The following is a 25,603-nucleotide window of genomic DNA, read 5'->3' as shown; positions in this document are numbered from 1 at the left end:
GTCACCCCAGTTCCAGGGTGGTGATGCCGAACACCCGCTCCCGGGCGAACGGGCGCACCGGCCCGGTGTACATGCGCGCCGTCGCGAACGTCGGCACCAGGCCCCGCGCCTGGGCCAGCCGCACCGCGGCCGCGTTCGACTCCGGTACGTCGACGGCGATCCGGTCCGCCCCGGAGGCCGCCACGAGCGCGTCCAGCAGCACCTCGGCGTCCTGCGCCGAGTCCGCGAACAGCGGCCCCACCCTGGCCTCCGCGTGCGCCGGGCGGATCACCCCGTACCCCGTCACCCGGCCGTCCACGACCCGCGCCAGCGCACGGTGCCCGGGCGCGTCGAGCCACCGCTCCAGGAACCTGGGCCGCGCCGCCGGGTGGCAGCCGCCGTCGTACGCGGCGATCGCGGCCGCCCCCACCTCGGCGGCCGGTACCACGTCCCGCCCCGGCCCCGGAGCGCCCCCCGTCACCGGCCCCGCGTAGCGCGCCGAGCGGTGCTCCAGGACGAAGCCCGACCTGCGGTAGTTGTCCTGCTGGGCGGGCACCCCGTCCAGGCCCACCGTGCGGTCGCCCGCGTGCTCCAGCGCCGCCCGCCAGGTGGCCAGGCCGTACCCGAGGCCGCGCCGGTTGGGGCGCACCAGATAGAAGCCCAGGAAGGCGTACGTGTCGTCGTACCTCACCACGGAGACGGCCGACACCGGCTCCCGCTCGCCGTCGAGCCGGCCCAGGAAGAACCCGTCCGGATCCTGCGCGAAGAAGCTCGCCGCGTCCCCGAGGCCGGGGTTCCAGCCCTCCGCCACGGCCCACTCCCGTACCAGGGACCAGTCCTGAAGCGTCGCCCGCGACACCTGAAGCGCTGACAAGGGATCTCCTCCCGGCCGTCCTGCGGTTGCCCCCGTACGCTACCCACCATGTGCTGGAACGCGACGGCCGATCTCGCGGCCGGCACCGTCATCGCCGCCGTCGGCGCCGTCTGCGTGGCCCGCACCCGCGACGTCCGGGAACTGCCGCTCGCCGCACTGCCGTTGCTGCTCGGGGCGCACCAGATCGTGGAGTCGGCCGTCTGGGACACCGGCGGCGGCAGCGGCCCCGCGACCCTGGCCTGGGCCGTCATCGCACTGCCGCTGCTGCCGCTCTGGGTGCCGCTCGGCGTCCTGCTCGTCACCCCCGCCCCGGCCCGGGCCCGGCTCGCCGTACCGGCCGCCGCCGGGCTCGTCACGGCCGCCGCGCTCGCCCACGCCCTGGCGACCCGGCCCGTCACGGCACACGTCCGGGGCCGCACCATCGGCTACGTGCTCGACCTGCCGTACGCCCCGCCCCTGCTGGCCGGCTACCTCCTGGCCACCGTCGGGGCCCTGCTCCTGGCGGCCGACCCGCTGCTGAGGCTGCTCGGCGCCGTGGTCGCCGCCGGGGCGGCGCTCTGCGTGGTGCTGTGGCGCACCGAGTTCCTCTCCACCTGGTGCGCCTTCGCCGCCGTCGGCTCGCTCGTCCTCCTCGCCCGGACCCGCCGGCCGGACACGACCTAACGCGTGTCCTCCGGGCCGGGCTGTTCGGCGGCGGCCGGGTCGAGGATGCGGGTCAGGAAGTGACGGGTGCGCTCGTGCTGCGGATCGCCCACCACCCGGGCGGCCGGACCCTGCTCGACGATCCGGCCGTCGTCCATGAACACCACCCGGTCGGCGACCTCCCGGGCGAAGCTCATCTCGTGCGTCACGACCATCATGGTCATGCCCTCGGCCGCCAGCATCCGCATCACGGCCAGCACGTCGCCCACCAGCTCCGGGTCGAGCGCCGACGTCGGCTCGTCGAACAGCATCACCTCCGGGCCCATCGCCAGGGCCCGCGCGATGGCCACCCGCTGCTGCTGCCCGCCCGACAACTGCGCCGGATAGGCGTCCGCCTTGTCGGCCAGCCCGACCCGGTCCAGGTTCTGCCGGGCGACCTCCGCCGCGTGCTCCTTGCCCCGGCCCAGCACCCGCCGCTGCGGCAGGGTGAGATTCTCCGTGACCGTGACGTGCGGGAAGAGGTTGAACTGCTGGAACACCATGCCGATCCGGCGGCGTACGGCGTCGATGTCGACGTCCGGGTCCGTCACCTCCGTACCGCCCACGAACACCTGGCCTTTGGTCGGCTCCTCCAGCAGGTTGACGCAGCGCAGCAGCGTCGACTTGCCGGAGCCGGACGGCCCGATGACGCACACCACCTCCCCGGCGGCGACGTCCAGGTCGATGCCGCGCAGCACCTCGTTGTCGCCGAACGACTTGTACAGGCCGCGGATCTCGATCTCGTCGCGTGACATCGGCTTCCTCACCTGGCCCTGGCGGCACGGGCCTCCAGGCGGCGCACCACGAAGCTCAGCGGAATCGTCACCAGCAGGTAGCACAGGCCGGCGACGAGGATGGGCGTGGAGTTGGCGGTCTGGCTGGCGAGGTCCCGGCCGAACTTGGTGAGTTCCCGTTCCTCCAGCGTCACGCCGAGGAACAGCACCAGCGAGGAGTCCTTGAACAGCAGCACCAGTTCGTTGGTGAGCGGCGGGATGATGATCCGGTAGGCCTGGGGGAGGATCACCGACACCATGGCCCGCGCGTGCGAGAAGCCCAGCGAGCGTGCCGCCTCCATCTGCCCCTTGGGCACGGCCTGGATGCCCGCGCGGATCGTCTCCGCCATGTACGCCGCGGCCACCAGCCCCAGGCCCAGGGCGACCTTGCCGTACGTACCGCCGGGGATCTCCGTACCGGGGAAGGCCAGGGGCACGGCCACCCCGACGAAGATGAAGATCAGCAGGGCGGGCAGGCCCCGGAAGATCTCGATGTAGACGCTCGCCGCCCACCGGTAGGGCGCCACCGACGACAGCCGCATCAGGGCGATGACCAGGCCCAGGACGAGCCCGAACACGAACCCGGACACGGTGTAGACCACCGTGTTGCGCAGCGCGGTGGTGATGATGTCGGGAAAGAGCCGCTCCGCCAGGTCCGCCTGCGCGAACTGGTTCTGGAGCCGGTCCCAGTCGGCCAGGACGGCGATCAGGACGACGACGGCGACGAAGACCGCGTACTGGATGCCCTGCGAGATCCGCCGCCGCTGGCGCCGCGTCAGCCGAGAGGTCACGACTGGCCCTTGGGCAGCGGGCCGATCCACTGCTGGTAGAGCTTGTCGTACGTGCCGTCCGCCCTGGCGTCCTTGATCGCCTTGTCGACCGCGGCGCGCAGCTTGTCGTTGCCCTTCTTCACCGAGAACCCGTACTGCTCACCGGTCTCGATGTTCTGTCCCAGGGCGAAGGCGTCGGCGTTCGCCTTGTCCTTGAGCCAGCCCTGCACCACCGGGTAGTCGATGACCACGGCGTCGACCTGCCCGGTGCGCAGGCCGTTCAGCACCGCGTCGGAGCTCTCGAAGGCCACCGGGTCGAAGCCCTGGCTCTTGGCGTAGCTCTCGCCGGTGGTCTCGGCCTGGGCGCCGAGCTTCAGCTTCTTCTCCTTGACCTCGGCGAGGGTGGTGACGCCGCTCTTCTTGCTCGCCAGCAGCGCCTGGGTGGCGTCGAAGTAGGGGACGGAGAAGTCGACGTTCTTCTTGCGGTCGGGGGTGATGGTCATGCCGGCGGCGGCCAGGTCGCATTCCCCGGAGTTGAGGAACGCGCCGGTCTTGAAGTTCTCGAACGGCGTGTCGAGGATCTTCTGTTCGACCTTCAGGTCCTCGGCCACCAGGTCGACCAGCGCCACGTCGAAGCCGACGATCTCGCCGTCCTGCTCGAACTGGAAGGGCGGGTACGGCAGATGGGTGCAGGTCGTCAGCTTGCCCTTCTCGACCACGGGCACCCCGCCCGCCGCCTCACCGGGCCCCTCGTCGCCGTTCCCGCATCCGGCGGCGGCGAACAGCAGCACGGCCGCCGAGGCGCCGGCGGTGAAGACGGTACGGGTGCGGTGGGCGCGTCGCTTGCCGCCGGCAGTCCTCGTCACGGTTGACCTCCATGGGCGCGTGGGCGGCCTCGGACGGCGCCGGGGGTGACGCCGGGTGACGCAGCCGCCGGGCGTGATCGTATGACACCAGGGGCGCGCCGTCGCGGAGATCCGCCATGCGGACGCGGGGCACCCGCTCCCCGCGCGCCGGAGCGGACCGTCGCACACGCGCCCCCCGGCCGTCCGGGGGTCGGCCGGACCCCGGGACGCCCGCGTGCCCCGGCCCGCGTGCCCAGGCGCGCGGGCCCGGCGGTCCGTGGGACGCCGCCCCGCCTCACTCCCGGCCCGGACCGATCCTCCGGCGGAGGCACACCCGGTCCTGGCCCGGCCCGTCGTGGTCGCGGTGCACCGCCACCCCCGCCACCTCGTGGTCCCCCGGTACCACCGCGAATCCCAGGGCCCGGTGGAACGCGATCGCCCCCGCCTCCGCCGGGGCCGTCACCGCCCGCACCTCCCGCCGCCCCGCCTCGGCGGCACGCTCGAAGAAAGCCGTGTACAGGCCCCGGGCCAGCCCCCGCCCCCGCAGCGCGGGTTCCACGCCCACGAAGTGGACGTAGGCGCCCTCCTCGTCGTCGGCGGAATGGAAGCCGATCAGGAACGCCTTCACCCCCGTACTGTCCTCGGCGACCAGGCTCGTCCCCGCGAAGTGCTGGAGGAACAGCCTCGGCAGCAGCAGCGACGGCTCCCGGCCTCCGGCGGGCGCGTCCGGCCCGCCGCACCACCGGTGCACGCACTCCACCAGCGTGCGGTGGTCGGACAGGCGCGCCCGGCGCATCATCGGCATGTCATACCCCTTCGGACTCGGTGTGCCCGGTCTGCCACCAGCGAGGGTTCGGGTCGGTCCCTCCCCTCCCCACCATGCCGCCCGCCGCGCGGCGCAGCGCGGCGACCTCCGGTGTGTCGCGGCGTGCGGAGGACCAGGCGAGCACCGCCGTGCACAGGGGCGCGTCCGCGACGTCGACGTACCGGACGCCCGGACGGGGGAACAGCTCACGGCAGGCGGCCGACACGAAACGGATGCCGCACCGCTGGGCGACCGCCGAGATCCCCGCCTCGAACGTCCTCGTCCCGTGCCCGGTGTACGTGACCGGCGTGCCGTCCGGGCGGGGATCGGCCGCCCAGAAGTCCCGCCACACCGGCGCCACCAGGGGCGACGAACCGACGACGGGCAGGCCCGCCAGCTCCGCCAGCGACACGGACGGCCGCCCCGCCAGCGGATGTCCCTCCCACAGGCACACCACCTGCCGCTCCGTCGCCAGGGTGAGCGCCTGGACGCCGGCCGGCACCGGGGCGTACGCCAGGACGGCGTCCACCCGGCCGTCCAGCAGGGCGGCGGTCTGCTCCACCAGGTCGACCTCCCGCAGCACGACCTCCAGGCCGGGGCGCGCCGCCCGCACCCGTTCCGCCAGGGCGGTGACCACGGGCAGGGCGGTGACGTAGCACCCGAGGACCACCCGGCCCCCGAGCGTCCGCGCCCGCACCCGTGCCTCCGCGCGCAGTTCGTCGGCGGCCGTCACCAGGGACCGGACCCGGGGGAGCAGCGCCTCCCCGGCCCCGGTCAGCCGCACGCGCCGGGTGGAGCGCTCCAGCAGCACCACGCCCAGGTCGTCCTCCAGCCGGCGGATCGCGCGGCTCAGCGCCGGCTGGCTGATGTGGAGCCGCGCGGCCGCCCGGCCGAAGTGCAGCTCCTCGGCGAGGACCAGCAGGCACCGCGACTGACGCACGCTCGGATCGGTTCCGCCCGCCCCACCATCCATACCCTGGACGGTATCAATCCGGGTCCGGGACGCATCACCGGACGCTTCCCGCCGGCCGCGGCCCGGGCCGAGGATGAGGACGGGCCACCCGGGGCGTCCCCGGGCGGCAACGGAACGGCCGGAGCGGTCAGTGGCGCCGGCCACGTCGGGAAGCGGGGAACGGTTCATGTCGGCACATCAGGGTTTCCGGTGGGTGCTCGTCCTGCTCGCGTCCTTCGTGACGGCCACCGGCCTGCTGGAGATCGCCGTCGGGCCCGCGCTGCTGCCGGGCAGCCCCGAGGTGCCGCCCACGGTCGACAGCAACTACCGCTTCTTCGCCGGGGTCTGGTGCGCCCTCGGGATCGTCATGCTGCGCACCGCCCTGCGCCCCGGGGACCACGCCGCCACGCTGCGGGCCGTCTTCGGCGCGGTGTTCCTCGGCGGCCTGGCGCGGGGCGTCTCGTACCTCGACGCGGGCGCGCCGCACCCGGTGCACGCCGCGTTCATCGGCGTCGAGCTCCTGCTGCCGCCCCTGATGCTCCTCTGGTACACCCGGACGCACCCGGCGGTCCCCGCCGGTCCGCTGCGGGGCGCGGGCGAACGCCTGTAGATTCACCGCCGGGCCGGGCGGCCCAGGGCGGCGGGCCCGGGCGGAACAGCAGTGGTGTGGGCGTGGAGGTACGGCTGTGCTGATGGTGGGCAAGATCCTTCGGTTCGACGAGGTCCGGGGGTACGGCTTCATCGTCCCCAGGGAAGGGGGCGAGGACGTCTTCATGCACGCGAACGACCTCGTCGACGACAAATACCTGTACCAGGCGGGCCGCGAGGTCGAGTTCTACCTGGAGATGGGCGACAAGGGCCCCAAGGCGTCGGAGATCCGGCTGGTCCACCAGCCCGCCCGCCGCACGGTGCCCGAGCCCGTACCGGTGCCGAGGGACGACCCGGACGACGACACCCTCGACGTGCTGTCCGCGGCCGAGTTCCAGGCCGAGCTGACCGAACTCCTCGTCGAGGCGGACGGCACCCTGACCACCGCCCAGCTCAAGCGGGTTCGCACCCGGGTGGTCGAACTGGCACGCTCGCACGGCTGGGTGGAAGGCTGACGCCCCGCCCGCGCACCGGACGGGGCGCCGGCGCGCGGCGCCGGCACACATCCGTACGGCACCGGCACCGGCACACGGCACACGGCAGACGACGGCGCGACCGGGAGGAGCCCGATCATGACGGCCGGCGAACCGCACCGCATGGACCCCGCGGGTGGCTGTCCGCACGCGGACAACGCACGTCTCCTCGCCCGGGGCGCCGTCACGCCCGTCGTCCTCCCCGACGGCGTACCGGGAATGGCCGTCCTCAGCCACGAGGCGCTCAGGGAGTTCCTCACCCATCCCGACGTCGCCAAGGGCCCCCAGCACTTCCCGGCCCTCCGGGACGGGCGGGTACCCGCCGGCTGGCCGTTGCGCACCTTCACCACCGTCCCCGGCATGACCACCGCCGACGGCGCCGACCACCGGCGGCTGCGCGCGCTCGCCGGCCAGGCGTTCACCGCCCGGCGGGTGGAGGCGCTCCGGCCCCGCGTCGACGCCCTCACCGCCCGCCTCCTCGACGCGACCGAGGAGGCGGCCGCCTCCGGGGGCGGTGTCGCCGACCTGCGCCGCCACTTCGCGCTGCCCCTGCCCATGGGCGTCATCTGCGAACTGCTCGGCGTGGACGCCGAACACCATGACCGGCTCCACCACCTCTCCAGCCAGGTGGTCTCCACCGACATCGGGCCCGAGCGCGCGGTGGCCGCCAACCGGGAGATGCTCCGGACCCTCCAGGCCGTCGTGGCCGCCCGCCGCGCCGCACCCGGCCACGACCTCACCAGCGCCCTGATCGCCGCCCGCGACGAGGACGGCGACCGGCTCACCGAACCGGAACTGATCGGCACCCTGCTCCTGATGGTCGTCGCCGGGCACGAGACCACGCTGAACCTCATCACCAACGCCGTCCGCGCCCTGTGCGCCCACCGCGACCAACTGCGCCTGGTCCTCGACGGCCGGGCCGCCTGGGCCGACGTCGTCGAGGAGACCCTGCGCTGGGACAGCCCCGTCAGCCAGTTCCCCTTCCGCTACCCCGTCCGCGACCTCACCCTCGGCGGCACCCCCATCCCCCGGGGCACCCCGGTCCTGGCCGGCTACTCGGCCGCCGGCCGGGACACCGCCGCCCATGGCCCCGACGCGGGCCGGTTCGACATCACCCGCGCCGCACGCGGCACCGCGAGCCGCCACCTGTCCCTCGGCCATGGCCCGCACTACTGCCTGGGCGCCCCCCTCGCCCGGCTGGAGGCCACCGTCGCCCTGGAACGGCTCTTCACCCGATTCCCCGGACTGGACCTCGCCGTCCCCGAGTCCCGGCTGCCCCGCGTCCCCAGCTTCGTCGGCAACAGCGTGCGGACCCTGCCCGTACGCCTACGGGGCGGCGCCGTCACCCGCTGACCGGAGCGCGGACACCAGCCGCAGCAGCCGCGCCTCGTTGCCCGTCAGGCCGGCGCGCCGCAGCGCCTCGTCCGCCTCCGCCATCGGCGACGACAGGTACACCCCGGCCATCGGAGCCAGCTCGGGGTCCCCGAGCACGGCCCGCGCCGTCTCCATCAGCCGCAGGTACGCCTGGGCCGCGGCGCGCTCGCGCAGGGTCAGGGTGGTGGTCATCTCTCGCTCCCCGTCGACCGGTTGGTGCCGTCCATACCGTCCACTCTGTCGTACGGCACTGACAATCAGCTTCCGTCCCGCTCGCGCACGTACGCCGCCAGCCGCTCCAGGAACACCTGCTGCCCCGACACGAGCAGCGGCGCCGCCTCCTCCGGGGTCATCCACGCCACCCGGTCGACCTCCGGGAACTCCCGCGTCCGCCCCGAGCCGCGCGGCCACTCCATGGTGAACGTGCCCGGCACCACCGCGGCCGGGTCCAGATCGGCCTCCAGCGCCCAGGCGGTGACGACCTTTCCGCTCGCCTGCCGCGTCTCGCCGAGCGGCACCGGCTCCCCGTCCGGCACCGGGAGACCCAGTTCCTCCACGAACTCGCGCCGCGCGGCCGCCTCGGGCGTCTCGTCCGCCGTGTACTCGCCCTTGGGCAGCGACCACGCGCCGGTGTGCCGCGACGCCCACAGGGGACCGCCCATATGGGCGATGAGCACCTCCAGGACACCGCCCGAGGTACGGAACAGCAGCAGGCCCGCGCTTCGCTTCACCGTCATGCCGGAAAGTCTGCCCGCCACCCGCCGGGTTAGCGTCGGCAGTCGGAACGATCACCCCGAGCGAGGGAGCGAGAGCGCACATGTCCGTCTCCGAAGGGTTCGGCGGCCACGCCGAAGAGCCGGACTTCCCCGAACGCCAGGCCGCCGGCGCCCCCTCCGTCCCCGCGCTCGACGAGCGCGTCACCCACTGCCGGGCCTGCCCGCGCCTGGTCGCCTGGCGGGAACGGGTCGGCCGCGAGGGCCGCCGCGCCTACGCGGGCTGGGACTACTGGGCCAGGCCCGTACCCGGCTTCGGCCCCGACGACGCGAGGCTCCTGGTCATCGGCCTCGCCCCGGCCGCCCACGGCGGCAACCGCACCGGGCGCATGTTCACCGGCGACCGCTCCGGCGACGTCCTCTACGCCGCCCTGCACGAGATCGGGCTCACCAACCGGCCGGACGCCACTCACGCCGGCGACGGGCTGCGCCTGTACGGGGTACGGGTCACCGCCCCCGTCCACTGCGCCCCGCCCGCCAACAAGCCCACACCGCTGGAGCGCGACACCTGCCGTCCCTGGCTGGCCGGTGAACTGCGGCTGCTGCGCCCCACCGTGCGGGCCGTCGTCGTCCTCGGCGCTTTCGGCTGGCGGGCCGCGCTGCCCGCCCTCGCCGCGGGCGGCTGGTCGGTGCCCCGGCCCCGGCCCGCCTTCGCGCACGGTACGCGGGTCACCCTGGCCGCCACCGACGGCGGCCCGGATCTGGAACTCTTCGGCTGCTACCACGTCAGCCAGCGCAACACCTTCACCGGCCGCCTCACCCCGGCCATGCTCATCGACGTGCTCGGCCGCGCGGCGGACGCGGCCGGACTCACACCACCCTGATCCGGACCGGCCCGCCGGCCGGATCGACCCGTGCCGCCCAGGCCGCCGGCAGGGGTGCCGACCGGTGGGGCACGAGCGTGCCGCGCACCCGCTGCCGGTGCAGCGTGACGCCGTCCTGGCCCACCTCCAGCACCGGCCGCGCCAGCGGCCGCTCCGCACGCACCAGGAAGCGGTCACCGGCCGCCCCCAGCCGGTTCGGCGTCACCCACCGCAGCGGCGCCTCCGCCACCACCGCGACGCCCCGCCCCGGCCACGGCGCCGCACCCGCCAGGAACTCCCGTACCGGCTCCGCCACCGCCCGCCCCTCCACGGCCGCCGTACCGGCCGGCTCGCCCCCATGGAGCAGCCCGCCCACCGCGAACACGCCCGCCATCGACGTACGGAACGCCCCGTCCACCGCCGGCCCGCGCGTCGCCGGGTCCAGGGCCGCGCCACCCGCCCGCGCGAGCTCGTGCTCCGGCACCCAGTCGCCGGCGAAGACCACCGTGTCGCACGCCACGGTCGCCTCCCGCCCGTCCCGGTACCGCACCCGCACGCCCGACAGCCGCCCCCGGCCCAGGAGCCCGGCGACCTCCGTCCCGGCCGGTCGCGCGGTCCGCCCGGGCACGGCCCCCGGCCGGTGCCACCGCCGCTCCGTGACGACCGCGGCCACCGCCACGCCCGCACCGCGCAGCGCCCGGACCGCGCCGGCGGCGTCCGGCCCGTCCCCGACGACCACCGCCCGGGTGCCGATGTCCAGCCCGGCGGCGACGGACCGCCGCAGCCCGGCCGACGTCAGCACCCCGGCGGGCCGGGTCCCCGGCACCAGCCGGGCGGCGCGGGAGCGTTCCCGGGCGCCGGTGGCCAGCACGACCGCCCGGGCGGCGATCCGCTCGCGGCCGGCCGGGCCCGTCGCGTCGAGCACCAGGGGGCCGGACCAGCCGGTGACCATGACACCCGTGCGGAGCGCCGCCCCGGCCCGTACCGCCACCCGGACCGCCCCGGCCCGCACCGCCTCCTGGGCCGCCGTGCCCCGGGCCCGGCCGGGACCGGCGCCCGGCTCCCGCTCCAGCACCTCGACCGTGCCCGCGCCGGTGGCGGCCAGCCGGGTCGCGGCGGCGAGCCCGGCCGGGCCGGCCCCGACGACCAGCACGTCGACCGTGCGCGTCACCGGCATCGCCACCGTCACCGGAAGCGTCACCGTGCCTCCTCGAACAGGGCCCGTACCGCCGCCCCGCAGTACGAGCCCTGGCAGCGCCCGGCGCCCGCCCGTGTCCGGCGCCGCAGCCCGGCCGTCGAGGCGGGCGGCACCACCGAGGCGAGCGCGTCGCGGATCTCCCCGCGCGTCACCCGCTCGCAGGCGCAGACGATGTCGCCGTACGCGGGGTCGGCGGCGATGCGCCGGGCGTCCGCGTACGGCCGGGGGAAGGCCTCGCCCAGGTTCGGCATCCGCACGGCCGGCAGCTCCCGTGCGGTGCCCGGCTCCAGCCCGGCGTCCGCGAGCAGCCCGACCACGTGCGCGGCGATCGCCATCGACGCCGTCAGCCCCGTGGAGCGGATGCCGCCGACCGTGACGTACCGCCGCTCGGGGTGGCAGGCGATCCGGTAGTCGACCTCCCCGGTCGCCGCCCGCAGCCCCGCGTACACGGCGGTGACCTCCTCGTCCAGCAGGGCGGGCAGGATCCGCCGGCCCTGCTCCCGCAGGTACGCCAGCCCCTCGGCGGTGGACCCGGTGGCCGTCTTGTCGTCGAGGTCCTCGGCGGTCGGGCCCAGCAGCACCTTGCCGTGCACCGTGGGGGAGACCAGGACGCCCTTGCCGAGCGCGGTCGGCACCGGCAGCAGCACGTGCCGGACCAGCCGCCGGGCGAAGGAGTCGAACACCAAGAGCTGGCCGCGCCGGGGCGTCACCGTGAAGTCCCGGACACCCAGCCGCCGGTCGAAGGCGTCGGCGTGCAGCCCGGCCGCGTTGACCAGGTACCGGGTGCGCAGGACGCCCCGGCCGGTCAGCAGCTCGTGCGCCCCGTCCCGCTCGGTGACCTCCTCGACCCGGCACTCCAGCAGCAGGTCCACCCCGGCGAGCACGGCCTGGGTGGCGTAGGCCAGGGTGGTCGTCCAGGGGCAGACGACGCTCTCGCCCGGTACGTGCAGGGCCCCGAGCGCGCCCGGGCCGAGGTGCGGTTCGCGGGCGCGCAGCTCGCCGGGGCCGAGGGGGCGCGCCTCCCGGTAGCCGTTGCGCTCCGCCTTGCGCGCCAGGTGCGGGAGCGCGGCGAGCTGGTCCTCGTCCCAGGCGACCAGCAGGGCGCCGGTCCGCTCCAGCGGGATGCCCACCTCACCGGCGTAGGCGGTCAGCCGCCGGTGCCCCTCCCGCACGAGCCGGGCCTCCAGGGTCCCGGGCACGGCGTCGAAACCGGTGTGCAGGATCGCGGTGTTGGCCTTCGACGTGCCCTCACCGACGTCGCCGGCCGCGTCCACCAGGGCCGTGCGCAGCGGGAAGCGGGCCAGCTCGCGGGCGACGGCCGAGCCGACCACCCCCGCGCCCACCACGACGACGTCGTACGGCTCCTCACCGGCGGCGGTCATCGCGCGCGGGCCGTCAGCGCGGCCACGGCCCCCCGGAAGGCCTCCATCCGCTCGGCGGCCTCGCCGGCGCCGATCCGTGGTTCGTACACGGCCGAGGGCCGCCACCGGGGGACCGCCTCCGCGAGGGACAGGCGCGGGTCGAGCCCGAGGCGGGCGAGGGCGCCGGCGCCCAGCGCGGTGGCGTCCGGCAGCGCCGACACCTCCACGGGGGCCTGGAGCAGGTCGGCCTGGGTCTGCATGAGCAGTGCCGAGCGGGTCAGGCCGCCGTCGACGCGCAGCGGGCCGAGCGGTGCTCCCAGGTCGTCCCCGGCCGCCCGGGCCAGCTCCACCACCTGGGCGGCGATGCCCTCGCACAGCGCCCGCACCAGGTGGCCGGCGGTGGTGTCCAGCCCCAGTCCGGTGAGCGATCCGCGGACGTCCCCGCGCCACCAGGGGGCGGCGAGCCCGGCCAGTGCGGGCACGAAGGTGACGCCGCCCGCGTCCGGCTCCGAGGCCCCCACCCGGTCGAGGTCGGCGGCGCCGCCGATCACCCCGAGGCCGGTGAGCCAGCGCACGGCGGAGGCGGCGGTGTAGACCTGGCCGTCCAGGCAGTAGGCGGTCCGTCCGGCGAGCCGCCACGCCACGCAGCTCACCAGCCCCGAGCCGCCGCGCCGGGGCCGGTCGCCGGTCTGCGCGAGCAGGAACGCGCCCGTCCCGTAGGTGCACTTGGCGTCGCCGGGCCCGGTGGCGCCCTGCGCCAGCAGCGCGGCCTGCTGGTCGACGAGGAGCCCGGTCAGCGGCAGCCGGGGACCGAACGCGTCCGTGTCGCCCACCGGCCCCGCGGCGTCCACGACGCGCGGCAGCCGCTCGCCGGCCAGTCCGAAGACGTCCAGCGCCTCCGGTGACCAGGCGACCTCGTCCAGGTCGAGGAGCTGGGTGCGCCCGGCGGTCGCCGCGTCGGTGACGAACGCGCCGGTCAGCCGCCGCACCAGCCAGGCGTCGCTGGTGGTCACCACACCCTCGCGGGTCAGGTGGCGGCGTATCCAGGCCATCTTGGGGGCGGCGAAGTACGGGTCGAGGGGGAGACCGGTCGTCTCGCGCAACCGGTCGGCGTGCGGGGCGAGTTCGGCGCAGATGTCCTCGGCGCGCTTGTCGTGCCAGACGATCGCGTCCGTCAGGGGCGTGCCGGTGGCGGGGTCCCAGGCGAGGACCGTCTCGCCCTGGTTGGCCAGGCCCACGGCGGCGACCGGTTCCCCGGCGTCGGCCAGGGCCCGGCGCCCGGCGTCGACGACCGAGGCGAGCAGTTCGTGCGGGTCGGTCTCCGCCCGGCCACCCGGCAGGTGGCGGGGGCGCACCGGCGCGGTGCCGGAGCCGATCACGCCCCGGTCGGGGCAGAGCACCAGGGCCTTGGTGCCCGACGTGCCCTGGTCGACGGCCAGTACGGGGCCCGTCATCGCCCCTCCCGTTTCCGCTCTCGTGCCCGCGCGGGTCGTTCCGTGATCGTCGGAGCGTGATCGCGGAGGATCGTGGAAGACCGGTGGCGGACCGTTGAAGATCGTCGCTCGAAGCGTGGTCCAGCCGGGCTCCGGCGTCAAGACCTGTCCGTGATCACGCGGACACGAGGTGGCATCGACCGGGAGTATGGATGGTACTGATGGATCATCAATGTCCTTTGATGAGCGGGATGTTGCGCCGACTGCGCAAAAGTGGACCAGGATCGTCCATCGAGGCCTATAGTGATCGCCGATCAACGGCCGGTAGTCGAGGAGCAGTCCGACCGCTCTCCTCGGCGTGCCCGCCCGACCCCCCACCGCGCCCAGAGGACCCATGACCGTCACACCGATACCGGCCTGCCCACCGACGGGGACGGGGTGATGCCCGGCCAGGACTTCCGGCCGGTGTACCACCCGGCGGGCCACGACAACGCCCTGCGCGGGGTGCTCCAGGACCTGCGCACCGGGCGCTGGCTGTCGATGGCCGAGCTCCTGGCGGACACCGCCAGGAGCGCCGACCGGTCCCTGTGGACCCGGCGTACCCAGGTGCTGGCCACCGTCGCCGCCGGCTCCGACGTCGTCCAGGCCTGGCTCACCGAGCAGCCGCACAGCATCGCGGCGGCCGTCATGCGCGCCAGGGTCGCCGTGGAGCGCGCCCTGCGCGCCCACCGCGACGGACACGCCCGCACCGCCGAACTGTGGCGGCTGGCGCGCGAGGCGTGCGGGGACGCCGCCCGGGTGGCCCCCGCCGACCCGGTGCCCTGGGTGTGCCTGCTGGCCCTCGCCGTAGTGGACGACGAACAGCGCATGCGGGAGCACCGGGTGGGGCCGCCCGGGCCGATGCTCCCGCCCGGGCCCTGGGGCCTGCTCGCGGAGGCCGACAAGCGCGACCCGCACAACCGCGAGGCGTACCACCGGATGCTCCAGTTCCTGTACGCCCGACAGCCGGGCAGCGCGTCCCTGTCGGAAGCCGTCAACTTCGTGCAGTGGGCGGCGGCCTCGGCGCCCCCCGGCTCCCCGCTGCACGCCCTGCCCCTGTACGCCAGGGTCGAGCGCTACCGCCGCGACCGGGGCCAGGAGCGGGCCCTGGACCTGCACTGGGTCGCCGAGGACGCGATCCGCGACGCCGACCGGGCCCTGGACGCCTGGTTCGACCGCACCGACCCCGCGCACGAGTCGCTCCTCGACCTCTGCCACCTGGCGCACGCCCTGTGGGGGGCCCTCCGGTTCGACGCCGCCGCCCGGGTCTTCACCGCGCTCGGCCCGTACTGGACGCCCCAGCCCTGGGCGTACCGCACCCGCGACCCGGCGGACCGGGCCCTGGCCGAGGAGCTGTTCACCCGCGCCCGCTCCCGCTGCCTGCACGCCCCCCGCTGAACCCACCCCACCCCACCCCACCACCCGGAGGTAGTGCCATGTCCCGCACCCTGTGGGCCGGCCAGGAGCGGCCGGCCCCCGCCACGGACGCCACGGACGAGGAGCAGCGGCTGAGGGAACTCGGTTACCAGCCGGTCCTGGCCCGCCGGATGGGAGGCTTCGGCAACTTCGCCATCAGCTTCTCCGTCATCTCCGTGCTGTCCGGCTGCATGACCCTCTACGGCTTCGGCCTCGGCACCGGCGGCCCGGCCGTGATGATGTGGGGCTGGGTCGGCGTCGGCCTGTTCGTGCTGTGCGTCGGCCTGGCGCTGGCCGAGGTGACCAGCGCGTACCCGACCTCCGGGGCCCTCTACTACATGGCCGACCGGCTCGGCGGGCGCCGCTGGGGCTGGTACACGGGCTGGCTGAACCTGCTCGGTCTGCTCGGGGCCATCGCCGGGATCGACTACGGCGCCGCGCTGTTCACCGGCGCCTTCCTCAACCTCCAGTGGGGCTTCGAGCCCACCCCCGGCTCCACCTTCGTGATCTTCCTGTGCATCCTGCTGCTGCACGCCGTGCTGAACCTCTTCGGCGTCCGCCTCGTCAGCCTCCTCAACTCCGTCAGCGTCTGGTGGCACCTGGCCGGCGTGGCGGTCATCGTCGGAGCGCTCGCCATCGTCCCCGACCAGCACCGCTCCGCCGGGTTCGTCTTCATCGAGTTCGTCAACGACACCGGCTGGGCCAACCCCTTCTACGTGGCGGCCGTCGGCCTGCTGCTCGCCCAGTACACCTTCTCCGGGTACGACGCCTCCGCCCACCTCTCCGAGGAGACGGCCAACGCGTCCGTCTCGGCGGCCAAGGGCATCGTCCGCGCCATCTGGGTCTCCTGGCTCGCCGGCTTCGCGCTGCTCGCCGGGCTGACCTTCGCCATCCAGGACTACGCCGCCACGCAGAACAGCGCCACCGGCGTGCCGCCCGCGCAGATCTTCCTCGACGCGCTGGGCTCCGGCGGCGCCTCCGCCCTGCTCCTGGTGGTGATCGTGGCGCAGCTCTTCTGCGGCAACGCCGAGGTGGCCGCCGCGAGCCGCATGGTGTTCGCGTTCAGCCGCGACAACGCGCTGCCCGGCTCGGCGCTCTGGCGCAAGGTCAGCGCCCGCACCCAGACGCCCGTCCCCGCCGTGTGGCTGTCGGTCGGCGTGGCGGCCGCGCTCGCCCTGCCCTCGCTGTACTCGGCCACCGCCTACGGGGCGGTCACCGCCATTAACGTCATCGGCATCACGCCCGCGTACGCGATCCCCGTCCTGCTGCGGCTGCGCGCCGGCAACCGGTTCCGGCCCGGCCCGTGGTCGCTGGGCCGCTGGAGCAAGCCGATCGGCTGGACGGCCGTCGTCTGGGTGGGGCTGGTGACGGTCCTGTTCTGCCTGCCGCAGAAGTCACCGGTCACCGTCGACTCGATGAACTACGCCGTGATCGCGCTCGTGGTGGTGCTCGTGCTGGCCACCGCCTGGTGGTACGTGGCACGCCGCTCGTACGGCACCCCGGCGGCGTACGGCAACGCCAAGGAACAGGCGGAGATCGCCGAGGGCATCGTCTGACGGGTGCCCGCTCAGCCGGTGAACTCGTACGTCCAGGAGGCCGCTTCCGGCGCGAACCGGATGTCGGTGACCTCCAGCACGTGGCCGTGCTGGTCGCTCACCACGCGGTGCACGGTCAGGCACGTCGTGGCGACCGGGCCGTGCCCCACGCCGATCGACTCCCGGCGCGTCAGCCGCAGCCCCGCGCGGTGCATCCAGTGGTACAGCAGGCGCAGGTCGGGCCGCACCGGCCAGTCCTCGGGCCGCCGGTAGCGGGCGAGTTCGGGCACCTCGTCGAGCGCGTGCCGGGAGAACCGGGACAGCGCCTCCTGCACGGGCGCCTCGCCGGTGCCGGGCACCTGGTGGCGGTGCACCAGCGACGGTTCGCCGGGCGGCAGGCCCAGTTGCCCGGCGAGCACCGTCGGGGCGGGCTCCCAGGCGAGCCGGGTCACCGCGGACGCGTCCGGCGTCCCGCTGCCGCACGGGAACCGCAGCAGCCCGGGCGCGAGCACCGGGCCCGCCTCCTCGGGGGCCACGCTCGCGGCGAACGTACCGCGCCGCTCGGTCACCACCAGCCGCTCCTCGCGCAGCAGTTGGAGCGCGTTGCGCACGGTGTGCCGGTTGACCCGGAAACGATGGACCAGTGAGCGCTCGGACGGCAGCCGGGCGCCGGGGGCGATGCGCCGCTGGGTGAGGTCGTCGCGCAGCGCGGCGGCGACCCGGAGGTAGAGCGGAAGTCCCGCGGGGGTCCGGAGTCCCGCGGGGGTCTGGGGCTCAGCCATGTTCAACCCTCAATTTCCTTCGCTCACAGTAGTCGAGCGTGCCGTATGGGTGATCAATCACTATCATTGGTCTAAACCTCTAGGGAAGGGGGTCGCCCGCATTCGTCCGCACTCTGGCCGGATCGGATTCACCGGCGCGGCCCCCGGGTACCCGGCCCGCGCCCCCGCAGGAGAATCCGGTGAAGGGAAGCGACGATGAGGGCCGTCACATGGCAGGGAAAGCGCGACGTCCGGGTCGAGACGGTGCCGGACCCGAAGATCGAGGAGCCGACCGACGCGGTCATCAAGGTCACCTCCACCGGCCTGTGCGGCTCGGACCTGCACCTCTACGAGGTCCTCACGCCGTTCATGACTCCGGGCGACATCCTGGGCCACGAGCCCATGGGCATCGTCGAGGAGGTCGGCCCCGGCGTCCCGGACCTCAAGCCGGGGGACCGCGTGGTCGTGCCCTTCCAGATAGCCTGCGGGCGCTGCTGGATGTGCACCTCGGGCCTGCCCACCCAGTGCGAGACCACCCAGGTCACCGAGGAGGGCATGGGCGCCGCCCTCTTCGGCTACACCAAGCTCTACGGCGCGGTCCCCGGCGGCCAGGCCGAGTACCTCCGCGTCCCGCAGGCCCACTACGGACCCATCAAGGTCCCCGAGGGCCCGGCGGACGACCGCTTCCTGTACCTCTCCGACGTCCTGCCGACCGCCTGGCAGGCCGTCCGGTACGCCGACGTCCCGCCCGGCGGCTCGGTCGCGGTCCTCGGACTCGGCCCGATCGGCGACATGTGCTGCCGCATCGCCCTGCACCAGGGCGCCGCCCAGGTCATCGGCGTGGACCTGGTGCCCGAACGGCTCCAGCGCGCCCGGGAGCAGGGCGTCGAGGTGTACGACCTGAGCGGGTTCGACGACCAGGACGAACTCGTCGAGGCCATCAAGGACCGCACGGCCGGCCGGGGCCCCGACGCCGTCATCGACGCCGTCGGCACCGAGGCCCACGGCAGCCCGGTCGCCCGCACCCAGCAGAACGCGGCCGGGCTGCTGCCCAAGGCGTGGGCGGCCCGCCTCCACCAGAAGATGGGCGCCGACCGGCTGGCCGCCCTGTACCTGGCGATCGCCCTGGTGCGCCGCGGCGGGACCATCTCGCTGAGCGGCGTCTACGGCGGCGCGGCGGACCCGCTGCCGATGCTGACGCTGTTCGACAAGCAGGTCCAGCTGCGCATGGGCCAGGCCAACGTCCGCCGCTGGGTCGACGACATCCTGCCGCTGCTGACGGACGCCGACCCGCTGGGCGTGGACGGGTTCGCCACCCACCACCTCCCGCTCGCCGACGCCCCGCACGCGTACAAGATGTTCCAGCAGAAGCAGGACGGGGCCGTCAAGGTCGTCATGCACCCTTAGGTTCCCGGGGCAGGGGCACCCGGTCGGCGGTCAGCCGGCGGAACCGTCCGCGCCCTCGGGTGACCGGGGCGGTTCCGCCGGCGTCGGCGGCACCGGCCGGAAGAGCACCTCGCGGGCCACCCGCGGCGCGAACAGCGCCGTGACCGGGTCCACCAGGGACAGCACGGAGCGGAAGGTCCGCCCCACCACCGGGTTGCCGGTGTACCGGGCCTGGACGCGGTCCAGGTACCAGGTGACCGGCCGGTCCACGGCACGTGACGCCACCGCGCTGCCCACCGCACCGGGCATGCCCTTGTCCGCCCCGGCGGAGATGTCCCACGCCTGCCGGGAGGCCTCGAACAGGGCGCGCTGCACCCGCCGTGTCGTGGGCGTCCGGCGGGGGTCCGCCAGCGCGTCGCGCAGCGCCACCGCGCCGATCGCCGCCACCGCCATCCCCTGGCCGTACACCGGGTTGAACGTGCACAGCGCGTCGCCGGTCGCCAGGAACCCGGCCGGGCGGCGGCCCGGACGGTCGTACCGGCGCCGTACGTTGGCCGTCCGGCGGAAGGCGCGCACGGCGGACTCGCCACGCGCCCGCGTCATCCACTCGTGCACGATCGGGTGGGGGAGCCGCTTGGCGAAGTCCTCGAACGCCTCGGGGTCCGTGGGCGATTCGTCCCCGCGTAGCCCCGACAGGGTGACGAGGTGGCAGCCGTCCTCCACGGGCATCACCACACCGCCCCGGGTCTGTCCGGGGCTGGGCACGACGAAGTAGCCGAGGCAGTCCGCCACCGCGCCCCCGGACCCGTCCCGGTACAGCCGCGTCGCGTAGGCGAGCCCGGTGTCGATGGTCTCCTCGTGCGGCGGCTCGGCGCCGATCGCGGAGAGCCAGCGCGGCGCCTGGGTGCCGCGCCCCGACGCGTCCACCACCAGGTCGGCACCGACCTCGCGGGTCTCCTGCCCGGCGTCCCGCTCGCGGAGGCGCACCCCGCGGACGCGGGTGGCGTCCCCGAGCAGGCCCACCACCTCGGCGCCCTGCGCCACGCCGATGCGCGGATCGGCCAGCACCCGGCGCCGGACGAGGTGCTCCAGGCGCGGCCGGGCCCCGGTGAGCAGGGACGCCGTGGTGGCGGTACGCCGGAACCACCGGCCCGCCTGCCAGGAGACGATGTCCTCCGGCAGGCCCACCCGGGGCGAGCCCTGCTCCCGCAGCTCGTCCACCACGCCCGGCAGCAGCCGCTCCAGGGCCAGTTGGCCGCCTTCCAGGAGCACGTGCAGATGGTGTCCCTGCGGTACGCCGGCCCGCGGTTCCGGTTCATCGGGGAAGTGGTCGCGCTCGACGATCGTGACCCGCTCCGCGTGCTCGGCGAGCACCCGGGCGGCGAGCAGTCCCGCGATGCTCCCGCCGATGACCACCGCGTGCCGTGTCGCGTCCTTGGTGCCCAACCGGTCGCCCATGCGCGCCCCTTCGCGTCGTCGGTCTACGACTGACCAGTATCCACGGGGGGTTGGGGCAGGTCCCGTGCGCCGAGCCGGAGATGCTCGATGTGGTAGACGGCTTCGTCGAGGAGCTGGGCCACGTGGTTGTCGTACAGGCTGTACTCGATGCGGCGGCCCTGTCGCACCCCGGTGACCAGGCTCAGGGCGCGCAGCAGCCGCAGTTGGTGGGAGACCGCGGACTGCTCCATGGCGACCGACTCGGCCAGCTCCGTCACCCCGCACGGCCCCTGGCGCAGGCGGGTGAGGATCATCAGCCGGGAGGGCGTGGCGAGGGCCTGGAGCGTGGCGGCGATGGTGGCCGCGGACTCCGCGTCCAGGCGTGCCGCCGGGGTCGTCTCGCCGTTCACTCCGTGTCCCATGGGGATCATCGTAGCCGCGTGTCCCACGTATGGATGAAGAGGTCTTCATGTATTCCGCTATGGTGGTGCCGTTCCCGCCGCCCCCGTGAAGAGGTGCACGCCCATGGCTTCCCCGGTGCTCGACGCCAGGCCCGCGGCCCCGTCCGTCCGTGCCGTCCCCCCGTCCCGCCGGACCAGGCTGTCCGCGCTGCCCGAGGTCCGCTGGGCCGCGCTGTCGGCCGTCGCGTTCCTGGCCGCGTTCCCGCTCGATCTCGCGGGGGCTCCGGCGTGGCTGTGGGGCCCGCTGTACGCCGTGTGCTACGCGGCCGGCGGCTGGGAGCCGGGCTGGGCCGGTCTCCGGGCCCTGCGCGACCGGTCCCTCGACGTCGACCTGCTGATGGTGGTCGCCGCCCTCGGCGCCGCCGCGATCGGGCAGTACCTGGACGGCGGGCTGCTCATCGTCATCTTCGCCGTCTCGGGGGCCCTGGAGGCCGTCGCCACCCGGCGCACCGCCGATTCGGTGCGCGGCCTGCTGGACCTGGCGCCCGCCCGGGCGGTGCGGCTGAAGAACGGGGGCGAGGAGCCGGTGGAGGTGGCGGACCTCCGGGTGGGCGACACCGTCCTCGTACGCCCGGGGGAGCGGCTGCCGGCGGACGGCACGGTGCTCGACGGCGCGAGCGACGTCGACCAGGCCACCATCACCGGCGAGCCGCTGCCCGTGCCCAAGCGGCCCGGCGACGACGTCTTCGCGGGCACCCTCAACGGCACCGGAGCGCTGCGCGTACGGGTCGGCAAGGACGCCTCCGAGTCCGTCATCGCCCGGATCGTGGCCATGGTGGAGGAGGCCAGCGCCACCAAGGCGCCCACGCAGCTCTTCATCGAGAAGGTCGAGCAGCGCTACTCGGTGGGCGTCGTCGTCGCGACCCTGGCGCTGTTCGCCGTGCCCCTCGCCCTCGGCGCGGACCTCACCGCGACGCTGCTGCGGGCCATGACCTTCATGATCGTGGCGTCGCCGTGCGCGGTGGTGCTCGCGACCATGCCGCCGCTGCTGTCCGCGATCGCCAACGCCGGCCGGCACGGCGTGCTCGTCAAGTCGGCCGTGGTGATGGAGCGGCTGGGCCGGGTGGACCGGGTCGCGCTCGACAAGACGGGCACCCTCACCGAGGGCGCGCCGAGGATCGCCGAGGTACGGCTGACCGCCACGGCGTCTGCGGAGTCCACGACCTCCGCGGCCTCCACAACCGCCACAACCGCCACGGCGTCCACGGGGTCCACGGGGTCCGCGGCCTTCACCGAGGAGGAGGTCCTCGCCCTGGCCGCCGGTGCCGAGCTGCCGAGCGAACACCCCCTGGCCCGGGCGGTGGTGGCCGCCGCCCGGGAGCGCGGTCTCACGGTGCCCCGCGCCACGGAGTTCTCGTCCGCCCCCGGCCGGGGCGTACGGGCCCTGGTCGACGGCCGGGAGGTCACCGTGGGGCGCCCGGCCGGCCCGTCGCCCGCCGCCCGGGAACTGGAGGCCGCGGGCCGGACCGCCGTCGAGGTGACCGTCGACGGCTCGCCCGTCGCCGTGCTCGGGGTCGCCGACCGGCTGCGCGAGGGCGCCCCGGCCGCCGTCGCCGCCCTCGCCCGCCTCAGCGGCACCACCCCGGTCCTGCTGACCGGCGACAACGAACCGGCGGCGCGCCGGGTCGCCGCCGACACCGGGATCACGGATGTCCGCGCCGGACTGCTGCCCGAGGACAAGGTCGCGGCGGTACGGGAGTGGGAGGACGCCGGCCTGCGCACCCTCGTCGTCGGCGACGGCGTCAACGACGCGCCCGCCCTCGCCGCCGCCCACAGCGGCATCGCGATGGGCCGGGCCGGTTCCGACCTGGCCCTGGAGACCGCCGACGCCGTCGTCGTCCGCGACGAACTGGCCACCGTCCCGGCCGTGGTGGCCCTCTCCCGGCGCGCCCGGGGACTGGTCGTGCAGAACCTGGTGATCGCCGGGGTGTGCATCGGCGCCCTGGTGGTGTGGGACCTGGCCGGGCACCTGCCGCTGCCGCTGGGCGTGGCCGGCCACGAGGGCTCCACGGTCCTGGTCGGCCTCAACGGCCTGCGCCTGCTGCGCGAAGCCGCCTGGCGGAAGGCCCTGTCGTAGCGCCTGGCGCAGGGGCCGGCGGTCGAAGCCGATCGGGCAGCGGGTGGTCGCGCGGCCCCGGACGCCCGGCCGGGGCGTGGCGGCGGGGGACGGGTGTGCGGCGGGCCCGGGCCGGGGCCGTCAGCGGTCGCGGTCGAACTCCGCCAGCGCCTCCGTCAGCCACGCCGTCCAGAACCGCTCCAGCTCGATCCCGCCGCGCAGCACCAGGTGCCGCAGCCGGTCCGCCTCGGAGTCGCGCTCCGGCGGGAACTGCCGCTCCTCCATGCCCAGGTAGTCCTCCAACTGGGCCCGGTGCAGGGCCAGGTGGCGGCGCAGCTCGTCCGCGAGGCCCTCCGTCCCCACCACCGCCGCGGCCCGCAGCCGCAGCAGCAGGGCGTCCCGGATCGGCTTGGGGTCCTCGGTGCGCCGTACCCAGTCCGTCAACTCCGCCCGGCCCGCGGGCAGCACCTCGTACTCCTTCTTCTGCCCCCGGGACACCACCGGGGCGGGCAGGGCCCGGATGTGCCCCGCCTGCTCCAGCTTCCCCAGCTCGCGGTAGATCTGCTGGTGCGTGGCCGACCAGAAGTAGCCGATCGACCGGTCGAAGCGGCGGGTCAGTTCCAGACCCGAGGACGGCTTCTCGAGCAGGGCGGTGAGGATCGCGTGCGGCAGTGACATGACCGCATCCTAAGGACGCGGCACCGTCACAGGGTCGCCGCCAGCCGCGTCCCCTGGTCGATGGCGCGCTTGGCGTCGAGCTCCGCCGCCACGTCCGCGCCGCCGATCAGGTGCACCGGCACCCCGGCCGCCGCCAGTTCGTCGAACAGCTCGCGCCTCGGCTCCTGCCCCGTGCAGAGCACCACCGTGTCGACCGGCACGGTACGGGACTCACCGTCCACGGTGATGTGCAGGCCCTCGTCGTCGATCCGGTCGTACGACGCGCCCGCGACCATGGTCACGCCCCGGTGCTTGAGCTCGGTGCGGTGGATCCACCCGGTCGTCTTGCCCAGCCCCGCGCCGACCTTGGACGTCTTGCGCTGGAGCAGGTGCACCGTGCGCGGCGGCTTCGGCCGCTCCGGCGCGCGCAGCCCGCCGCGCCCCGCGTACGCGGTGTCGACGCCCCACTGGCGGAAGTAGGTCTCGGCGTCCTGGCTCGCGCCCTCGCCGCCGTCCGTGAGGAACTCGGCCACGTCGAAACCGATGCCGCCCGCCCCGATGATCGCCACGTGCTCGCCGACCGGCGCCCCGTCCCGCAGGACGTCCAGGTAGCTGACCACGCTCGGGTGGTCCACGCCCTCGATGGCGGGCGTGCGCGGGGTGACGCCGGTCGCGACGACCACCTCGTCGTACCCGGCGAGCAGTTCGGCGGTGGCGTACGTGCCCAGCTTCACGTCCACGCCGCGCAGTTCGAGCTGCGTGCGGAAGTAGCGCAGCGTCTCGTCGAACTCCTCCTTGCCCGGCACCCGCTTGGCGATGTTGAGCTGTCCGCCGACCTCGTCCGCGGCGTCGAACAGCGTCACCTCGTGGCCGCGTTCGGCGGCCGCCACCGAGCAGGCGAGCCCGGCCGGCCCGGCGCCGACGACGGCGATCCGCTTGCGCAGCCGGGTGGGGGAGAGGACCAGCTCGGTCTCGTGGCAGGCGCGCGGGTTGACCAGGCAGGAGGTGATCTTCCCGCTGAAGGTGTGGTCCAGGCAGGCCTGGTTGCAGCCGATGCAGGTGTTGATGGTCTCCGGCCGCCCGTCCGCGGCCTTGGCCACGAACTCCGGGTCGGCGAGGAAGGGCCGGGCCATGGAGACCATGTCCGCGCGCCTCTCCGCCAGGATCCTCTCGGCGACCTCCGGGGTGTTGACGCGGTTGCTGGTGATCAGCGGGATGGACACCGAGCCCATCAGCTTCTTGGTGACCCAGGTGTACGCGCCGCGCGGCACCGAGGTCGCGATGGTGGGGATCCGGGCCTCGTGCCAGCCGATGCCCGTGTTGATCATCGTCGCACCGGCGGCCTCGATCTCCCGGGCGAGCGCGACGACCTCCTCCAGGGTCGAGCCGCCCGGCACCAGGTCCAGCATGGAGAGCCGGTAGATCAGGATGAAGTCCTCGCCGAGGCGCTCACGCGTGCGGCGGACGATCTCCAGCGGGAAGCGGACGCGGTTCTCGTACGACCCGCCCCAGCGGTCCTCGCGCCGGTTCGTCGCGGCGGCGATGAACTCGTTGATCAGGTAGCCCTCGGAGCCCATGATCTCGACGCCGTCGTACCCGGCCGACCTGGCGAGCTCCGCGGCCCGTACGTAGTCCTCGATCGTCCGCTCGACCTCGGCGTCGGTGAGCTCGTTCGGCACGAAGGGGCTGATCGGCGCCTGGAGGGCGCTCGGCGCGACCAGGTCGCGGTGGTAGGCGTACCGCCCGAAGTGCAGGATCTGCATCGCGATCCGCCCGCCGGCCGCGTGCACCGCGTCCGTCACGACCCGGTGCTGCGCGGCCTCCTCCTCGGTGGTGAGCCTGGCCCCGCCCTCGTACGGCCGGCCCGCGTCGTTGGGCGCGATGCCACCGGTGACGATCAGCCCGACGCCGCCGCGGGCGCGCTCGGCGTAGAAGGCGGCCATGCGGGCGAAGCCGTTCTCCGCCTCCTCCAGCCCGACGTGCATGGACCCCATGAGCACCCGGTTGGGCAGGGTGGTGAACCCCAGGTCCAGGGGGCTGAGCAGGTGCGGGTACGGGGCCGGGGCCGGGGTCGCAGTCATGGGGGCGCCTCCTCGCGCGATGTCGTCGCCCC

Annotated in this window: 25 protein-coding genes; 9 read left to right on the top strand and 16 right to left on the bottom strand. The window is 74.8% G+C overall.

Annotated features, from left to right (window positions below):
* Position 1: 1 nt before the first annotated feature.
* The gene (locus ACZ7LK_RS15380) at positions 2–853 is read right to left on the bottom strand and encodes a GNAT family N-acetyltransferase (protein WP_471141000.1); all 852 of its coding nucleotides are present in this window, start codon (positions 851–853) and stop codon (positions 2–4) included.
* A gap of 48 nt (positions 854–901) precedes the next feature.
* On the opposite strand from ACZ7LK_RS15380, the gene ACZ7LK_RS15375 reads away from it, so the two are divergent.
* On the top strand, positions 902–1,516 hold the full coding sequence (locus ACZ7LK_RS15375) for a DUF6629 family protein (RefSeq protein ID WP_469464389.1): 615 nt from the start codon (positions 902–904) through the stop codon (positions 1,514–1,516).
* Here the strand turns inward: ACZ7LK_RS15375 and ACZ7LK_RS15370 are convergent.
* The 5 genes from ACZ7LK_RS15370 to ACZ7LK_RS15350 form a co-directional block, all read right to left on the bottom strand.
* A complete protein-coding gene (locus ACZ7LK_RS15370) occupies positions 1,513–2,289 on the bottom strand; it encodes an amino acid ABC transporter ATP-binding protein (protein ID WP_392273639.1) in 777 nt (258 codons plus the stop codon). The two genes, ACZ7LK_RS15375 and ACZ7LK_RS15370, sit on opposite strands and share 4 nt — an antisense overlap.
* Before the next feature lie 8 nt (positions 2,290–2,297).
* A complete protein-coding gene (locus ACZ7LK_RS15365; RefSeq protein WP_392273640.1) occupies positions 2,298–3,098 on the bottom strand; it encodes an amino acid ABC transporter permease in 801 nt (266 codons plus the stop codon).
* A complete protein-coding gene (locus ACZ7LK_RS15360; RefSeq protein WP_471140995.1) occupies positions 3,095–3,943 on the bottom strand; it encodes an ABC transporter substrate-binding protein in 849 nt (282 codons plus the stop codon). The genes ACZ7LK_RS15365 and ACZ7LK_RS15360 overlap by 4 nt, the downstream gene beginning before the upstream one ends.
* Before the next feature lie 274 nt (positions 3,944–4,217).
* On the bottom strand, positions 4,218–4,727 hold the full coding sequence (locus tag ACZ7LK_RS15355; protein WP_471140992.1) for a GNAT family N-acetyltransferase: 510 nt from the start codon (positions 4,725–4,727) through the stop codon (positions 4,218–4,220).
* A 1-nt stretch (position 4,728) separates the two neighbouring features.
* On the bottom strand, positions 4,729–5,667 hold the full coding sequence (locus tag ACZ7LK_RS15350) for a LysR family transcriptional regulator (RefSeq protein ID WP_471140990.1): 939 nt from the start codon (positions 5,665–5,667) through the stop codon (positions 4,729–4,731).
* A gap of 199 nt (positions 5,668–5,866) precedes the next feature.
* Here ACZ7LK_RS15350 and ACZ7LK_RS15345 point away from each other — a divergent pair, with 199 nt between their 5' ends.
* From ACZ7LK_RS15345 to ACZ7LK_RS15335, 3 genes are all read left to right on the top strand, one after another.
* Positions 5,867–6,289 carry a DUF4345 domain-containing protein gene (locus tag ACZ7LK_RS15345; RefSeq protein WP_471140987.1) on the top strand — a complete coding sequence of 141 codons (423 nt, stop codon included), beginning with the start codon at positions 5,867–5,869 and terminating at the stop codon, positions 6,287–6,289.
* 82 nt (positions 6,290–6,371) lie between these two features.
* Positions 6,372–6,782, top strand: a complete 411-nt coding sequence (locus tag ACZ7LK_RS15340) for a cold-shock protein (protein WP_471140985.1) — start codon at positions 6,372–6,374, stop codon at positions 6,780–6,782.
* A 117-nt stretch (positions 6,783–6,899) separates the two neighbouring features.
* Positions 6,900–8,153 (top strand): cytochrome P450 family protein, encoded by a 1,254-nt coding sequence (locus ACZ7LK_RS15335; RefSeq protein ID WP_471140982.1) that lies wholly within the window; start codon positions 6,900–6,902, stop codon positions 8,151–8,153.
* Here ACZ7LK_RS15335 and ACZ7LK_RS15330 read toward each other — a convergent pair.
* Positions 8,127–8,366: a hypothetical protein gene (locus ACZ7LK_RS15330; RefSeq protein WP_392273647.1), complete on the bottom strand. Its 240-nt coding sequence runs from the start codon at positions 8,364–8,366 to the stop codon at positions 8,127–8,129. The two genes, ACZ7LK_RS15335 and ACZ7LK_RS15330, sit on opposite strands and share 27 nt — an antisense overlap.
* 65 nt (positions 8,367–8,431) lie before the next feature.
* Positions 8,432–8,911 (bottom strand): NUDIX hydrolase, encoded by a 480-nt coding sequence (locus ACZ7LK_RS15325; RefSeq protein ID WP_392273648.1) that lies wholly within the window; start codon positions 8,909–8,911, stop codon positions 8,432–8,434.
* 80 nt (positions 8,912–8,991) lie between these two features.
* Here ACZ7LK_RS15325 and ACZ7LK_RS15320 point away from each other — a divergent pair, with 80 nt between their 5' ends.
* The gene (locus ACZ7LK_RS15320; protein WP_471140978.1) at positions 8,992–9,771 is read left to right on the top strand and encodes a uracil-DNA glycosylase; all 780 of its coding nucleotides are present in this window, start codon (positions 8,992–8,994) and stop codon (positions 9,769–9,771) included.
* Here ACZ7LK_RS15320 and ACZ7LK_RS15315 read toward each other — a convergent pair.
* Genes ACZ7LK_RS15315 through ACZ7LK_RS15305 form a run of 3 tightly spaced genes read right to left on the bottom strand, consistent with a single transcriptional unit; the run spans position 9,758 to position 13,763 of the window.
* On the bottom strand, positions 9,758–10,927 hold the full coding sequence (locus tag ACZ7LK_RS15315) for an FAD-dependent oxidoreductase (protein WP_392273860.1): 1,170 nt from the start codon (positions 10,925–10,927) through the stop codon (positions 9,758–9,760). The genes ACZ7LK_RS15320 and ACZ7LK_RS15315 overlap by 14 nt on opposite strands.
* Positions 10,928–10,947: 20 nt before the next feature.
* The gene (locus tag ACZ7LK_RS15310; RefSeq protein ID WP_471140975.1) at positions 10,948–12,330 is read right to left on the bottom strand and encodes an FAD-dependent oxidoreductase; all 1,383 of its coding nucleotides are present in this window, start codon (positions 12,328–12,330) and stop codon (positions 10,948–10,950) included.
* A complete protein-coding gene (locus ACZ7LK_RS15305) occupies positions 12,327–13,763 on the bottom strand; it encodes an FGGY family carbohydrate kinase (RefSeq protein WP_469464395.1) in 1,437 nt (478 codons plus the stop codon). Before ACZ7LK_RS15305 ends, ACZ7LK_RS15310 begins: the two co-directional genes overlap by 4 nt.
* A gap of 420 nt (positions 13,764–14,183) precedes the next feature.
* On the opposite strand from ACZ7LK_RS15305, the gene ACZ7LK_RS15300 reads away from it, so the two are divergent.
* Both ACZ7LK_RS15300 and ACZ7LK_RS15295 read left to right on the top strand, forming a co-directional pair.
* Positions 14,184–15,179: a hypothetical protein gene (locus ACZ7LK_RS15300; RefSeq protein ID WP_469464396.1), complete on the top strand. Its 996-nt coding sequence runs from the start codon at positions 14,184–14,186 to the stop codon at positions 15,177–15,179.
* A 38-nt stretch (positions 15,180–15,217) separates the two neighbouring features.
* Positions 15,218–16,753 (top strand): amino acid permease, encoded by a 1,536-nt coding sequence (locus ACZ7LK_RS15295; RefSeq protein ID WP_471140971.1) that lies wholly within the window; start codon positions 15,218–15,220, stop codon positions 16,751–16,753.
* 11 nt (positions 16,754–16,764) lie between these two features.
* Here the strand turns inward: ACZ7LK_RS15295 and ACZ7LK_RS15290 are convergent, their stop codons facing one another.
* Complete coding sequence (locus tag ACZ7LK_RS15290) at positions 16,765–17,514, bottom strand: GntR family transcriptional regulator (RefSeq protein ID WP_471140968.1); 750 nt, start codon at positions 17,512–17,514, stop codon at positions 16,765–16,767.
* Positions 17,515–17,709: 195 nt separating this feature from the next.
* Here ACZ7LK_RS15290 and ACZ7LK_RS15285 point away from each other — a divergent pair, with 195 nt between their 5' ends.
* Positions 17,710–18,900 carry a zinc-dependent alcohol dehydrogenase gene (locus tag ACZ7LK_RS15285; protein ID WP_392273655.1) on the top strand — a complete coding sequence of 397 codons (1,191 nt, stop codon included), beginning with the start codon at positions 17,710–17,712 and terminating at the stop codon, positions 18,898–18,900.
* Positions 18,901–18,930: 30 nt separating this feature from the next.
* On the opposite strand, the gene ACZ7LK_RS15280 is transcribed toward ACZ7LK_RS15285, so the two are convergent.
* Together ACZ7LK_RS15280 and ACZ7LK_RS15275 are read right to left on the bottom strand one after the other, a co-directional pair.
* Positions 18,931–20,337 carry an FAD-dependent oxidoreductase gene (locus ACZ7LK_RS15280; protein WP_471140965.1) on the bottom strand — a complete coding sequence of 469 codons (1,407 nt, stop codon included), beginning with the start codon at positions 20,335–20,337 and terminating at the stop codon, positions 18,931–18,933.
* A gap of 23 nt (positions 20,338–20,360) precedes the next feature.
* Positions 20,361–20,738, bottom strand: a complete 378-nt coding sequence (locus ACZ7LK_RS15275) for an ArsR/SmtB family transcription factor (protein ID WP_469464400.1) — start codon at positions 20,736–20,738, stop codon at positions 20,361–20,363.
* A 103-nt stretch (positions 20,739–20,841) separates the two neighbouring features.
* Between ACZ7LK_RS15275 and ACZ7LK_RS15270 the strand changes: the two genes are divergently transcribed.
* A complete protein-coding gene (locus ACZ7LK_RS15270) occupies positions 20,842–22,854 on the top strand; it encodes a heavy metal translocating P-type ATPase (protein WP_471140961.1) in 2,013 nt (670 codons plus the stop codon).
* 120 nt (positions 22,855–22,974) lie between these two features.
* Here the strand turns inward: ACZ7LK_RS15270 and ACZ7LK_RS15265 are convergent, their stop codons facing one another.
* Together ACZ7LK_RS15265 and ACZ7LK_RS15260 are read right to left on the bottom strand one after the other, a co-directional pair.
* Entirely contained in the window at positions 22,975–23,511 is a 537-nt protein-coding gene (locus ACZ7LK_RS15265) for a PadR family transcriptional regulator (RefSeq protein ID WP_392273659.1), read from the bottom strand.
* Positions 23,512–23,537: 26 nt separating this feature from the next.
* Entirely contained in the window at positions 23,538–25,571 is a 2,034-nt protein-coding gene (locus ACZ7LK_RS15260; protein ID WP_471140958.1) for an NADPH-dependent 2,4-dienoyl-CoA reductase, read from the bottom strand.
* Between the last annotated feature and the right edge of the window lie 32 nt (positions 25,572–25,603).

It is taken from the genome of Streptomyces sp. NPDC039423, from assembly GCF_055598725.1.
The sequence above is the reverse complement of the archived record's forward strand: the minus strand, read 5'-3'. Positions and strand labels throughout refer to the sequence as shown.